Origin of the sequence: Bradyrhizobium sp. CCBAU 051011 (assembly GCF_009930815.1) — a bacterium.
GTDB lineage: Bacteria > Pseudomonadota > Alphaproteobacteria > Rhizobiales > Xanthobacteraceae > Bradyrhizobium.
In genome coordinates, this window is record NZ_CP022222.1 from 1005903 (window position 1) to 1019136 (window position 13234).

General features: G+C 58.6%; 17 protein-coding genes. 7 read left to right on the forward strand and 10 right to left on the reverse strand.

Features of this window, described 5'->3' with window-relative positions; genetic code table 11:
- Positions 1 to 540: 540 nt before the first annotated feature.
- The 7 genes from ACH79_RS04845 to ACH79_RS04870 form a co-directional block, all read right to left on the reverse strand.
- Positions 541 to 1371 carry a cytochrome c gene (locus ACH79_RS04845; RefSeq protein ID WP_161849997.1) on the reverse strand — a complete coding sequence of 277 codons (831 nt, stop codon included), beginning with the start codon at positions 1369 to 1371 and terminating at the stop codon, positions 541 to 543.
- Between the two features lie 10 nt (positions 1372 to 1381).
- Entirely contained in the window at positions 1382 to 2998 is a 1617-nt protein-coding gene (locus tag ACH79_RS04850) for a cbb3-type cytochrome c oxidase subunit I (RefSeq protein ID WP_161849998.1), read from the reverse strand.
- Complete coding sequence (locus ACH79_RS04855) at positions 2985 to 3542, reverse strand: cytochrome C oxidase subunit II (RefSeq protein WP_161849999.1); 558 nt, start codon at positions 3540 to 3542, stop codon at positions 2985 to 2987. The genes ACH79_RS04850 and ACH79_RS04855 overlap by 14 nt, the downstream gene beginning before the upstream one ends.
- Positions 3543 to 3546: 4 nt before the next feature.
- Positions 3547 to 3747 (reverse strand): hypothetical protein, encoded by a 201-nt coding sequence (locus ACH79_RS04860; RefSeq protein ID WP_161850000.1) that lies wholly within the window; start codon positions 3745 to 3747, stop codon positions 3547 to 3549.
- A 106-nt stretch (positions 3748 to 3853) separates the two neighbouring features.
- Complete coding sequence (locus ACH79_RS04865) at positions 3854 to 4150, reverse strand: hypothetical protein (RefSeq protein ID WP_161850001.1); 297 nt, start codon at positions 4148 to 4150, stop codon at positions 3854 to 3856.
- Between the two features lie 206 nt (positions 4151 to 4356).
- On the reverse strand, positions 4357 to 4599 hold the full coding sequence (locus tag ACH79_RS43695) for a hypothetical protein (RefSeq protein WP_246738429.1): 243 nt from the start codon (positions 4597 to 4599) through the stop codon (positions 4357 to 4359).
- A gap of 323 nt (positions 4600 to 4922) precedes the next feature.
- Positions 4923 to 5375 carry a cupin domain-containing protein gene (locus tag ACH79_RS04870; RefSeq protein ID WP_246738430.1) on the reverse strand — a complete coding sequence of 151 codons (453 nt, stop codon included), beginning with the start codon at positions 5373 to 5375 and terminating at the stop codon, positions 4923 to 4925.
- A gap of 347 nt (positions 5376 to 5722) precedes the next feature.
- On the opposite strand from ACH79_RS04870, the gene ACH79_RS04875 reads away from it, so the two are divergent.
- Positions 5723 to 6151 (forward strand): universal stress protein, encoded by a 429-nt coding sequence (locus tag ACH79_RS04875; protein WP_161850002.1) that lies wholly within the window; start codon positions 5723 to 5725, stop codon positions 6149 to 6151.
- Between the two features lie 481 nt (positions 6152 to 6632).
- Positions 6633 to 7445 (forward strand): enoyl-ACP reductase FabI, encoded by an 813-nt coding sequence (gene fabI / locus ACH79_RS04880; RefSeq protein ID WP_161856217.1) that lies wholly within the window; start codon positions 6633 to 6635, stop codon positions 7443 to 7445.
- Between the two features lie 311 nt (positions 7446 to 7756).
- Here fabI and ACH79_RS04885 read toward each other — a convergent pair whose 3' ends face one another.
- On the reverse strand, positions 7757 to 8062 hold the full coding sequence (locus ACH79_RS04885) for a hypothetical protein (RefSeq protein ID WP_161850003.1): 306 nt from the start codon (positions 8060 to 8062) through the stop codon (positions 7757 to 7759).
- Positions 8063 to 8270: 208 nt separating this feature from the next.
- On the opposite strand from ACH79_RS04885, the gene ACH79_RS43700 reads away from it, so the two are divergent.
- The 5 genes from ACH79_RS43700 (at position 8271) to ACH79_RS04900 (ending at position 11980) form a co-directional block, all read left to right on the forward strand.
- Positions 8271 to 8729 (forward strand): hypothetical protein, encoded by a 459-nt coding sequence (locus ACH79_RS43700; RefSeq protein WP_246738431.1) that lies wholly within the window; start codon positions 8271 to 8273, stop codon positions 8727 to 8729.
- Between the two features lie 482 nt (positions 8730 to 9211).
- A complete protein-coding gene (locus tag ACH79_RS04890; RefSeq protein ID WP_161850004.1) occupies positions 9212 to 9415 on the forward strand; it encodes a hypothetical protein in 204 nt (67 codons plus the stop codon).
- Positions 9416 to 9680: 265 nt separating this feature from the next.
- On the forward strand, positions 9681 to 9809 hold the full coding sequence (locus ACH79_RS44715; protein WP_256380299.1) for a hypothetical protein: 129 nt from the start codon (positions 9681 to 9683) through the stop codon (positions 9807 to 9809).
- Positions 9810 to 10390: 581 nt separating this feature from the next.
- Entirely contained in the window at positions 10391 to 10618 is a 228-nt protein-coding gene (locus ACH79_RS04895) for a hypothetical protein (protein ID WP_161850005.1), read from the forward strand.
- Positions 10619 to 11308: 690 nt separating this feature from the next.
- A complete protein-coding gene (locus ACH79_RS04900; RefSeq protein WP_161850006.1) occupies positions 11309 to 11980 on the forward strand; it encodes a recombinase family protein in 672 nt (223 codons plus the stop codon).
- A gap of 200 nt (positions 11981 to 12180) precedes the next feature.
- Here ACH79_RS04900 and ACH79_RS04905 read toward each other — a convergent pair whose 3' ends face one another.
- Entirely contained in the window at positions 12181 to 12474 is a 294-nt protein-coding gene (locus tag ACH79_RS04905; protein ID WP_161850007.1) for a hypothetical protein, read from the reverse strand.
- A 246-nt stretch (positions 12475 to 12720) separates the two neighbouring features.
- Positions 12721 to 13203, reverse strand: a complete 483-nt coding sequence (locus ACH79_RS04910) for a hypothetical protein (RefSeq protein ID WP_161850008.1) — start codon at positions 13201 to 13203, stop codon at positions 12721 to 12723.
- Positions 13204 to 13234: the final 31 nt, after the last annotated feature.

Below are 13234 nucleotides of genomic sequence, written 5' to 3' on the forward strand. Positions count from 1 at the left end.
ACGAGATAGGTGAATGAATGCAACGTGATTGTATTGATAAGCATGATGCTCCCAGTTCGCACTGCCAAGCAGTGCTTTGAGGTTTTCAGTGCATGCGAATGCATGCGCCACAAAGAGGACAGCGCTCAAGCCCGTCACGACCTCGATCATCGTACCGCTCGCTTTTGCGCGCCCGCCCGAGGGATGATTTATCCCGGCACTAAGTTTAGGATAGGTGAGTTGTCGTTAATATTGTTCTGATGGGCATTGTCCTAATGGACTCCGCGCGGTCGCAAGGACCTGACCTGCCTGCGCTTGGCGAAGGCGCGGTTTTCACGACACAACGGGCAGATTTCGATCGCGCCAGTTCACCTCACGGCTTGGCGTTTCGCGTGATGCTGCCTGCTTCTCCCGACTATGCCCACACCCTGGACTGATGTCGGCTTCGGGTCCAATCGCGTCACTTTGGCCGTCGGCCGACTACTTCCGGTCTTCCCTTGAAAGCGGACGTTGTCAGGGCCAGTGAGCATGTCTCAAAAGTGCCAACAGTGGACGTCAGGTCTATTTGAATCCGGCCCGGTAATAAGCTGCCAGCCCATCAATCTCGCTCGCGGTTAGCTTCGCCGCGATGGTCCTCATTCGTCCATAGACATCGTTGCGCCGCTCGCCCGAGGCATAGAGCTTTAACTGCCGGACGGTGTAATCCCGTCCTTGCTCGGCAAGGATGGGAGTCTCAATAGGGCCGCCCGATCCGAGGCGATGACACGACGCGCAGGGCGGAATGTTGCGGCTGGGATCGCCAAGTTCGACCAGGCGAACTATCGCCCGAGGCGACTCCGCGAGCGTCGTTACGTTCGGATTGCGCTGTGGCTGAGCTGCGTAATACGCGGCAACATCAGCTAACGTTGCCTCATCCAGGGCCTTCGCGATGCCCGTCATCAACTGATGCGTTCGGCTGCCTGTTCGATAATCGCTAAGCTGCTTGTAAATCGCCGCGCCCGATTGACCGGCAAGATGCGGATTCTCCGGGACGGCCGACACGCCCTGCTCGCCATGACATGCGACGCAAATCTCTTGCGCTTTGGCGCGGCCCCGTTCCGGTTTTGCGTTGGCGAGAATTTGCAGCAGGTCGGGCGTCCACACCACTTGCGAAACCGGTGCCGGTGGCGTGCGATCGGCAACCTGTTGCCGTGCGGGCGATCCCGGCAAAATTCCGAGCGCCCGGCAAATCGCGGTGTAGGCGTCGATCCCGTCGCTGCGGCCTTGGACCACGGGAATGATCACCACGCCCAAGACGATGCCGCTGAGCACAATGCCGAAAATGGCGACGCTCGCCCAAATCCGCCATGGCTGATCGAGGACGTGGGGCTCGGACTCGGATGTATGCGCCATGGCGCGCTCCCTAATGCATCCGATGCACCATCGCCGCCGGCGACGGCTCGATTACGAATTGGGCGATCGGGTAGCCGTATGCCAGCAGCATCAAGACAAGGACCAGCACGTTCCACAGCCCAAAGCCATTGAGCGCAGCCGGAACGCGATGCGGCGGATGCACCGCCAATGCGTAAAGTGGACGTTGAGCCACCGGCAGCGGGCTGCGATGAAGGACGGCGAGATTGCGTACGAACAACAGGGCAGAGGCGAGCAACACGAGACCGCCGAAGAAAGACACAAGTACCCACGGCCCCCAGGCGGCGATAATAGGATCGGCGTAATTAAAATTGGCGACGCGCCGCCATTGGCCTTGCAGGCCCAGCAAGTGCCAGGGCAAGGTCATCACCATCATGCCGATGAACCAAAGCCAAAGTTGCCAACGCAGCGGTGCGGGCGAGGCGTGCTCCCGGCCAGTCAGATGCGGCCATATCTCGTAAGCGATCGCGAAGTACATGATGACGACGGAGCCACCAAAGATCAGATGAAAGTGCGCGGTGACCCACGACGTGTTGTGCACCATAGCGTTCATGCCGTATCCCATATTGATCAGCCCGCCGAAACCACCGAAGCCGAGCATGACGAAAGCAAGGCCGGTTGCGAGGACGGCCGGCCGTTCCCAGGGAAGCCTTGCCATCCATCCGAAAACACCGCGGCCGCCGCGCAGCCGTCCCGCGATTTCCAACGATGCCATGATGGTGAAAATCGTCAGCAGCGTCGGCACCGACACGAAGGCAGTGAGCAGCATTTGGATAAACTTCCAGCCGTTGCCGTGCTGGGGGTCCATCATTAGGTGATGCATTCCGACCGGCAAGCTATAAACCAGAAATAGAATGAAGGTGAGGCGGCCCATCGTATCGCTGTAGAGGCGTCCGCCGGCCGCGCGCGGGATCATTGTGTAAAGCGCGATGTATGCCGGAATGAGCCAGAAATAGACGATGGCGTGCAGCGTCCACGAGAACAACGTGCGTGCCAGACCAGCATCGATGGTTTGTACGATGCCCAGCGATGCCGGAATGACCTGGAAAAGCAGTTCTGCTGCTACGCCGACGGTGGTCCAAAGCCACATCACCGCGTTTGCGACCGTTGCGAACATCGCCAACGGCACGGGCTGCCCCGGATTTTCGCGCTTCCACTCGCGCATCGCGACGAACATGAGAATGCACCAGACCCACGAGCCGACAACGACAAGAACCAGTCCGATATAGAACCAGGGGCTCGCCGTGAGCGGCGGATAAAATGTGAAGAGCACCGAAGCCTGACCCATGATGATCGGGATCAGCACCATCACGACGCCAACGATCGCTATCCAGAAGGCAATCCATGCCCAAACTTTGCCGGGAAGCGGACGGCCAAGAGATGTCACCGCGACGAAATAACCAAAGCCCATAATGAAGAAGGTGGTCAGTACATAGGCCATCGAGACGCCGTGCGCCGTCACCGACATGAAATAGTGTCCGGGCGTGCCAACGTTGGTGCCCCATGGGCTGCGCACCCACATCTGCCAGGAGCCCAAAACGCAGGCGACTAGAAATGCTGCGAACGCCACCCAGAAATGGGCAAGGCAAAGCCGCTCAACGTTGCGCACAGGAAACCCTCCCGTCAGGGCCCGGCTTGAATCTATCGTCTGGCATCACTTGAACAGTGGCCCACATCTCGCTGTGGCCCAGACCGCAATACTCATGACAAGGCATCAGCAGGTCTTCGTCGCGGGTGAATTCGGTGTGCACTTGGGCGACGAAGCCCGGCACCACCATGGTGTTCACATTTGTCCTGGTGATCAGCAGACCGTGGATGACATCCGGTGACGCGAAGCGGAGCGTAACAGCACGGCCGCTGGGGACCGCGATGCAACGCGGAACAAACATGAATTGCGTCGCGATGATCCGCGCCGTGACCCTGCCGTCCGGTCCGACCGTCGTGCCTAGATTGTGTTCTGCGAACTCGCCCGACAGGTGCAGCGTCTTCGGATCGATCCGCTCGACGTTGCTGGGCGGGTTGATATCCCTGCTCAGAGCGGTAAACACAACCACGCTGAGCGTGGCCGCAACGAGCACGCCAACACCAACCGCCCATAGCAATTCGGTACCTAGAATTCGCTGCTCGTGAATTTCGGCTGGTCGGTCGGTCATGGCGCTAGCCCACCGTGCCGCGCGGCAGGAAGACCAGCAGATAGATCGCTAGATAGCCAAGCACCAGCAACGCAACGGCCGTCCCGGCGAGGACGGCGGCGCCGAGGGGTGTCACCCGCATCGCCTCCGCGAGTGCAGCTTCATCGATTTGATCAGCGATCTCAGACGGATGATAAGCGTCAGAAGATTGGTCAGCAGAGTTCATCGTTTCGCCCCGACGATTTCCAGCTAACTTCTGGGTCCGAAAAGTGCCAGACTCGGACTCATGCACCGCAGCAAACTACATGCACGAACCGCAGTGATTTACTCAATCACCTCGTCGGCGCGGGCGAGTGATCGAACCGCGCCCATCGCGCTCCGTTAATAGACACACCACGCTGCACGGCGCGACGCGTATGGCGGTACACGCGACGGTCGACACGACGCGCAGTCACGCGGGCGCGCCGGTACGTGACGGCCTGCGCTTGATCAACGCTTAACTCCACGCCGCGCGGTGTCACCTGCGGCGAGACCGGAATCGTCGCCACCAGGCCCGACGCAATCGCGAGCCCGAACAGGGAAAAAACCCTTCGACGCGAAATCACTTCCGACTTGATCTTTTCAGTCATCACAGCCACCTGTTGGGCTTGAGTGAATGCCACCGACGTTGGCGTTCGTCCGTCACAAATCGGACGCCAGCTCCCTATTTCGATGCACGTAATCGACGCAGCTCTTATGCGGCGCCCATCGACGGTCGAGCACCTCGGGCTCTGGTCCATACAGGTATCGTCAGATTGAAGCAGTGGGTGCTGACGCAGAGAGCTGTAGCGCTCCGTCAGCGCCTGCCGACTCGATCGACCGGACCACCACGATTCATCGGTGTTCCAGGCCGTACCGCTTCTCGCGCCGCAGCTCGCGCAACCGGCCGCGGCCGCAGCACGACACCAGGCCTTACGACGCAATTGGCGGGATAATCAACGTATTGGCAGTAGACCACCGCACTGGCCTTTTCAGTGCTCGCGGCTACGAAACCAGTTATTAGCAGGGCAGCCGCCGCTAACGCAATTGAGAGCCTCATTTTGGGCCTCCTCCGTTCAGTAGCTTTATAGGCAATCTGATAGACCGGCGGAGTGTTGATCTAGGTCAATGGATCAATTCGTGGCGAGACGTCATTGCACCCCCGCGATAGCGGAGACTTTTTGTGACGCGTATGTCCTAGTTGGGTCAATCGCGTCGTTCTGACCGTGCGCCGATCACTTCCGGTCTGCCCCGATAAGCAAACAATTGCAGAACGGGTCGGCACTTCGCATATGGGCCAACAGCCGACATCGCCCCTGTGCCGGAATGACGAAAGAGGCCGCCGATTGAGGCGGCCTCTTTTTATGCTTCGGCGCTTCGTTTTTACTTCTTGCGCGGATCATCGGCTGGATCGATGAATACGATGCCCCCCGGCCCGGTGAATACAATTTGGACCATCGTTTCTTCGTTTGTCGTCCAAACATAATGGGGGTGCTTCGCCGGCAGCGCGAAGACGGAGCCGGGCTGCAATATCTCGCCTTTCGAGGGATCAAACTTTTCCCCCATGGCGTTCCCAAAGCTGCCACTCATCACGGTGACGACCTCGGCATAGGGATGAGTGTGCGGCGGAACTTTATAATTCGGCGGGAATTTCACCCGCTGGACGATCGTCTCGGCCTTTGTTGGATCACCGATCAAGATGGCGGTTTGCACGCCCCTGAAGACCGGATGCTCTATCCACGTCAGCCCGTCGGGCTTGACCACCTTCATCGCATCTTGAGCCATCGCAGAACTTGCCAACGCGATCAAAGTGGCGGCGACAAAGGACTTGTTCATCCTAACCTCCTCCCAAATGTTGCGGAGCTCGAAGGCCCAATAGGATACAGCAAAACTCAGACTGAAGCGCTTAAATTCATTTTCGGATCGGCTTGAACCGTCCATCGCGAACCAAGTCGGAATTGGGTCAAAAGCGGCGTTTGCGAAGTCCGCCAATAACTTCTGGTTTACCCCGACAAGCGGACTATCTCAGAGCCCGCCCTGACTTCGCATTAGTGCCAATTGCGGACATCTGGGTTGCGGCACGATGGACCGATGGATTGATTTATCTCAAGACTGTATCAGAAACGCGGGCCCAGCTTACATTCGTAAGGTAGCGATATGTCCAGACAGGCGGGAGGTGAAGCATGTACCGGCATATTCTCATTCCGACAGATGGGTCGGAGCTGGCGGGTCATGGGGTGGCGCATGGGTTGGCGCTGGCGAAATCCCTTGGAGCCAAGGTGTCTGTGATCTTCGTTGTGGAACCTTTTTCAGAAATGACAGGGCGGTACCTTGAAACAATCGAAAGATATGTCGAGCTGCGCAAGGAACAGGCCACGAGCGTATTGGATCGCGCGGCAAAGGCGGCCAAAGAGGCTGGTGTTTCCTGCGAGACGGTTCAAGTGGAGAACGGGCAACCCCATCAAGCCATCATCGCAGCAGCCGAGGGCAAAGGCTGCGATCTCATTGTTATGTCATCGCATGGGCGCAGCGGACTTTCCATGCTTCTAATCGGCAGCGTGACAAACAAGGTGCTGACGCTCGCTAAAACTCCCGTTCTGGTTTGCCAGTGAACGTGCGGACCGCTCGATGGGTCAAATTCGATGCATCGGCGATCACGCTCGCGGGCATCGTCCACAACCTCGTCCCTGTCACGCTCGGCAACATCGTCGGCGGAGCAGGCATGGTGGGCGCTGTCTACTGCAATTGGGCGGCGTTTGGTGCCGGCCGGCTTACCTCGAAGGGCTCAACGGTGCGGGGAAACGGGACCATTCGATGCCGAGGGAACGACTTAGAAGAAGGGAGATTTACATGCCGCTGGCGAAAGTCAATTGGGAGCCTAACAAAGACATGCCCGTTGGGAAAGGCGCGACCATCCAGCAATTCTTCACCACACTCGGGAAAGACCGCTTCGAGATCAATGTGGCTCCTTGGGGCGAAGGACAGTTGAAGGTCAATGGTCAGGAGGTCGCCAGGACTTCGGAGGCCAAAGACCGTCGCCACGCGTTCGCCGTCCTGAAAGACGCCGCAGAACGCTACGCACGCGGCGAGCCGATGGAGGGGCCGACCAACGGGAAGGGTCGCTTGATACCTGCGGTCAAGGCCAAGTTGCTGGAGGGAAAGAAAGGATTGGTTGTCGGCATCGCGAACGAGCGCTCGATCGCGTGGGGTTGTGCAGCCGCGTTCCGCGCGTTCGGAGCCGACCTGGCCGTGACCTATTTGAACGACAAGGCCAAGAAGCACGTGGACCCCTTGGCCCAGGCGCTGGAGTCCTCGATCGTTATGCCCCTCGATGCGAGGGTGCCGGGGCAGATGGAAGCAGTATTCGACCGCCTTACGAAAGAATGGGGCAAGCTTGACTTCGTCGTGCATTCCATCGCTTTCGCTCCTCAGGACGCCCTTCATGGCCGCGTGGTCGACGTATCGTTGGAAGGATTTACGACGACCATGCAGATCTCATGCTGGACGTTTCTTCGGATGGCGAAATTGGCTGAGCCGTTGATGAAGAAAGGCGGCACGCTATTCACCATGACCTACTACGGCAGCCAGACCGTCGTGAAGAATTACAACATAATGGGCGTAGCGAAGGCCGCGCTCGAAAGCGCGGTCCGGTACGTTTCGGCGGAGCTTGGACCCAAAGGGATACGGGTTCACGCCATCTCGCCGGGCCCGCTCGCCACGCGCGCGGCTTCCGGCATCCCCGAATTCGACAAACTACTCGAAAAGGCGAAGAGCAAGGCGCCCGCGCGCAGTCTGGTCAGCATTGAGGACGTTGGTGCAGCGACGGCGTTCCTCGCCCATGACGCTGCACGGCTTATTACCGGAGATACGATTTACATCGATGGGGGATATCATGTCGTTGACTGAATGACGCGCCCTTTGTCCGTTTTGGGTCTTGGCCGTGTAAAAACGCGAAGACGCTCAATCGCGATAGAAGAAGTTGTTCGTCCGAGACCGCCTTAGTCGCTCAACGCGCAAGCGGATTGAACTTAGAGGTCGAACTGGAAAATATCATTCTTCGCCGCGTTTCGATTTTTGAGTTTTTACACAGCCAGGGTCAAACTCGGACCTCCGGGCCGCGCCCGAGCCAAGTCCGCTCTACCCTCAATAGCGGAAATCGCCAGACCGCCCGGGCTTGTCCGTATCGATTTGTAAGCTTAGGCCGAGTGATATCGGATTTAGTCTGGCACCAGCAAGCGCAGCGTTGCATCGTATCGAATGCTCTGCTCGCCAAGGAGGGCCATCGCATCGACCTTGGCACCGGCATCGTTGTAGGTGCCAAGAAATCCGATGTGTTGGACGCGGGCCGCCGTCGGTCGCCCGGTTAGGGTATGTTCTTGACTGGTTATTTTACCCTGCCAATTTCCGGCGGAGCATTCAAAGCTTCCTGTGTAATAGACGTAGGCATCGCCGCCATGCAACTGACCGTCGCGCAATATCAGGACGCCACCAACGTCTTCGGCCACCATCGCGAGAACTAGCATTCAACGAATAGATTCCTAATCATGATTGTTTCCACACCCGATCACCAACAAACATAGCCGGCGCCGGCAAGATTGTCGCATGGTCACATAATACCGGGTGTGCCCCGAGCGGTGACAACAGTGGTGAACCCTACCACAATTCTTCCTTGATCCGGTGCAGCTATCAGAACTGTTGAATTACGCATCACATCTGTGGAGGGCAGGAAGCATGAAATTGTTTACGGGGCTGCTCGCGGCAATGCTCTTGCTGGCGGGTGCGGGCACAAGCCATGCGGTAGTTCGGATTGCTAATGATCGGGGCGGACAGATCGGTCGTTACGTAGAACGATACGAACAATTGCGAGCCTCAGGCCAAACGATAATCATTGATGGCCTTTGCGCCTCGTCCTGCACTCTCGTCCTCGGCGCGATCCCTCACGAGCGAATCTGTGTAACTCGGAACGCCAACCTCGCCTTCCACGCGGCGTGGGATTTTGGAGCCCACGGACGTGCCATTACCAATCCGGGGGCTACCCGGATGCTTTATTCGATGTACCCATCGCAAGTCCGGCATTGGATCGCTAATCGCGGGGGTTTGAGTCCACGGATGATCTTTCTGCGAGGCAAGCAGTTGGAAGCGATGTATCGCCCCTGTTATCTGCATGCCCAGGTGCCTGGACCAAGATGAAAGCCTGACTTCCTTGGAGGAATTGTCGCTGGCATCTAATGTACGGCGGGCGACTGCCGCCTCGCCCCGGACGCCGCAGCCAAGGGACTACCGGGGACGAAGAGACCTCGTGAGGCTTGTCCGCATCACAAGGGCGAGTCGCGATTCTATGATATGCATTCAGCGAACGATCTGCTGAACGTAAGTGCAGACCGCCTAGCTCGAAGTTCTCTCTCAATTGCACAGGGGGCTCACGACGGGCGTCCTGCTCGTTTGCAAGTTCTTCGCTGTGGCTCAATCGCGTCGGTTCATCCCACGCTGACCGCTTCCGGTCTTTTCCCAACTGTGGACATTACTCATCGGGACCACCACTTCCGAAAAGTGCCAGAAGCGGAACAACGTATCAAACGGCCATGTTTGGGCCACTTCCTCATCGGGCGTCCCTGTGGTTCAATGCGTTGATCTTTGGTTGAGCTTTTGGTCCAAAGTGTCGGAGATTTCCCATGACTGACGGTCAGGTCAATCTCGCCGTTCAGCACCTTTGCGAGCAATTGCACTTGGCGCTCCGATTGAAGGGCAGCGAAGCACATCCACCAAACGCCACGGACATTGGATTCGATCCTGCCTCTGTAAGAACTGTATTGCTGACCGGGTTCACGATCCACCACGAGGCGGCCGGGGGGAGCGAAGAGCCGCCGTGGTCCTAAACGCAAAACCCCGCGCCAATTCTCAGTTGGGTCAAAAGCGCCGTTTTGGCAGTCATGGCTGCCGTCACGAGCGCGGCGCAAGCGAACTGGGGACAATTCCCCAGCTGAGAAGCAGCGCGTCGGCAAGGATGGCAGGTCGCGGAAATCAACTGATGCATCTGCATCACCCGAAAAGCGCACCGGGCGGCGATTGCTGTGCCCTCTTGGGTTAGGTAGATTCCAAATTATTGCGAAAGGGCGATTTGGATGAGCGGTATTTTTAACGGTGTTGATCGCGCTGGGGCTGGTGCAGCAGCCCAACATCGAAGACCGGCGCGAGCCGGGCAGTTACATCGCGCCGGCGCCGGACCCGTGGGATGCGAAGTTTGTCGAAGAGAAATCGCGACTGCTCTAACACGGGTTCGTTCGCTATTACGGCGGCACGCCACTGTCGCGCGCGCTCGGCGAGGACGACCTCAAGAGGCTAGAACCATGACCACGACGCAGGAGAGGACAGACCATGGTTAAGGATGAGCGACACGGGCGGCTACTATCACGAGCCGCCGTATACGTGGGAGGAAGAGATGGCGATCTACAAAGGCATGGACATCGATGGACCGGTCACAGTCCTTCATGGTCCTCGCCCTGCCTCAACGCCAGCGACCCCGCCGCAAAAACCGCCGCCACCGCAGGAAGAGCAATAGAGCCCTTTTTCAGCACATCTTCCAGACGATCGACCCAGCCCGGCCCATCGGCAACGATGCGCCTGGCGTGACGACCTCAAGAGGATGGAACCACGATCGATGTTGCAGGAGGCATCCTATTGGCCATAGCGGCCATCTTTGGGCTGGCGTTGATTGTGATGGTGATCGCCAACGCCTTTGAGCCGCTTGGCAGGTGTATAGCCCACCATAAGGCAGCCAAGGCTAACGCTGAGTTCGATCGGAAGCGGCGAGACCACGGTGATTACGTAGAGACGCACATCAGGAGCAAGCCATGACCGCGACGCATTACGATCCCGACCTCCCCAAGAGCGCCGAAGAGCTCGAGCTCGAGGGCATCGTCTATCGGCTCGTTCACCAGCTTTACGCGGCCCGCGAGGACAGCGCCGAATACAAGATGATCAAGCGCCAGCTGGAAGGCATCCGCCACGGTAGCGAGCTCGGCGGCCTGCTGATGCAGGAAGTCGACATGAGCGGAATGTCTGCGGTCAATCACTGGTAGTTGTCCTGCGCGGCGAGGCTGCCCGTCACGGCGCCAGGTAGCCGATCGGCCATGCCAGAAGACGCCTTGCGGTTGATTATCGACATCCAGCAACAGGCCAGCGTGGCGCTTGGACTGCCGGAAGACCTCAACCTGATGACCGGCGATCCGTTGGTTGACCTCTAGCGTTCACCCCATCGTTTCATCTGGTCTGCTCGACCTTTCCCTCAAGCTGCTGGGAGATAGGGACCGCGAGGCCCAGCCTATGTCCTGCTGCTCCAAAGGCCGTTTCGGGGCCGTTTAAACCCAGGTCTATGGCCTCATTAGTGGTGCCGGAAATCCGAAGCGGCAACGTCAGCGGGGGCCTCGGAGACATAGGGCGATAACCGGTACCGGTACCTGCTCGATATCAATCCCGACATACCGCCCCCCGGCCTTCCCCACCCCCTCCTCGCACCCTGCCACAGGCGCCTGTCACGGAGCTAGATCGCGATGGAAGCCCGAGTGGAGCGCCCCCGGCATCCCGCTGGCGGTTCGGCAAGGGAACGAGATTATCGCACCAGCGGCTCGCGCTGAGTCAGTCGTTCCGGTTTCAGTGTCAGTGCAAGAAGGTTTTCCTGCATCGAGATAAAAACCGCTGGCGCTCGGAGTCGAGCGTGATTTACATATGGACGCACGACCACGTGTAAATCTCGGGAGGATAAAAATTCTATGCGCGCCGCCGTTTCCTACATCCGCGTTTCAAAACCCAAGCAGGGTCGCAGCGGTCTCGGTCTGGAAGCCCAACAGACAGCGATCAGACTGTTCTGCGCGCACCACGGATACAAGATCGAAGCCGAGTATCGTGAGGTAGAGACCGGCAAGGGCGCCGATGCGCTTGAGCGCCGACCTGAACTCGCTTCGGCCATGAAGCACGCTCGCAAGCTCGGCAAAGGCGGCAAGGCCGGTTCTGCGCCGATTATCATCGCCAAGCTGGACCGACTGAGCCGCGACGTCCATTTCATCAGCGGCCTAATGGTGCAACGCATCCCGTTCATCGTCACCGAGTTAGGCCCCGACGTCGATCCGTTCATGTTGCATATTCATGCCGCCGTAGCCGAAAAGGAGCGCGAGCGGATCGCACAGCGCACCAGAGAAGCCCTCGCCGCCGCCAAAGCCCGTGGCCAGCAGCTCGGAGATCCCAACATCGGCCAGCTTCGCCAAGCAGAGGCGATTGAGCGTGCCAACGGGCTTCGATCCATCATCGAACCGCTGCGCAAAATGCCTGCTACACGAATTTCCGCGATCTTGAACGAGCGAAAAATCGCCGCTCCTCGTGGAGGTCGCTGGCAAACTACGCAGGTGATCCGGCTAATAGCTCACCTCGATCTCGCAACACCATGATGAGGCAGGTGCCCATCGCGACCGCATCCCGGCGTCGGCTGTTCCCCTAATCGAAGAACTTCCAAATCACCACGTTCGCGTTCCGATCCTCGGGGTGTGCAGCGAAATGGCGTTCCAGCGCCACATCCGTATCTTCCTCAGGATCACGCCGAACTTCCACGACCTTCCATGGACGCGGCTGGCTCCGGCTCTCGATCCGGTCAACTGCTTGGGACAGTCGGTTGATGAATAATGTGGTGACCATTGTGGTTGTCCATGTTTCGCGTCAGCGTAACCAGTCGCTGTTGAACATCGGTCAGGATCTCGGCCTCCAGACAGGCGCGGATTTCCTTCAATGCGTAGATAAACCGGGTCATTTCGTCGGACGGGATCCGCCCATTCAAGGCAAGCCGATACAGCCTCGCCATCTCGCCCCGCACCCCGACAAGCGTGTCCAAGGCCATCGCATTACGAGGGGATAGCACTTCGGCTTTTGGTTTCTGGGTCAAAGACATCCGACTGGCTCATTGGGTGTGGCGCCCAGTATACCGCAGTTCGTCTGAGCGGCGATTACTCGGTTGGTCGGCGGCAAAGCTGCCCGCCGCCGTGAAGATACGGAATCAGTGATCGGCCACATTGCAAGTGCTCCAGCGGACTTCACAAGTGTCGATATCAACAGCCTGTCCGGCCGCAACGCAGTTCGCCACAATTTCCTCTTTCATTCTATCGTCGCTCATGGTCCTTCTCCTTGGCTTTAAGCTTCACAGAATTGAGAAGCCGCCGCTTTCGCGCAGGAACGCGGCGAAGGCGGCGACGTTCTCGGTCGAGAATGGGTAATGGCTTGCCCACGGGCGAACGTAGCCGGCCCCTTGGCACTTGTTGCACTTGATGCCGCCTTCTTTCAGAGCATCCGCGCCGCGATGCGGCCTGGGCGTTCGCATGCCGGTCCCGGCGCAGATGTTGCAAGGCTCATCGGGCATAAGCTCTTGGTCGGAAGCATATCGCCGCGCGTAGGTTTCCGTCCTTCCGGCATCGATCTCCCTTTGCAAAGCTTCCGCCAGGGCGAACGCGTCCGCAGCGTCGAGACCGTCGCGATCGTTGCTGTGCCAATACCTGCATGCCGCGCAGATATCCGGCGCGACCGTGGTGCAATAGTCCGCCAGGGGATGCCACCACCAAACATTGTTGCGAAAATACTGACCGGGTTCGCCGGTCGGGTTCCTGCCACAGATATCCATACCCATCGATCCCTCCTCAATGTCGGAACGGCCCCGA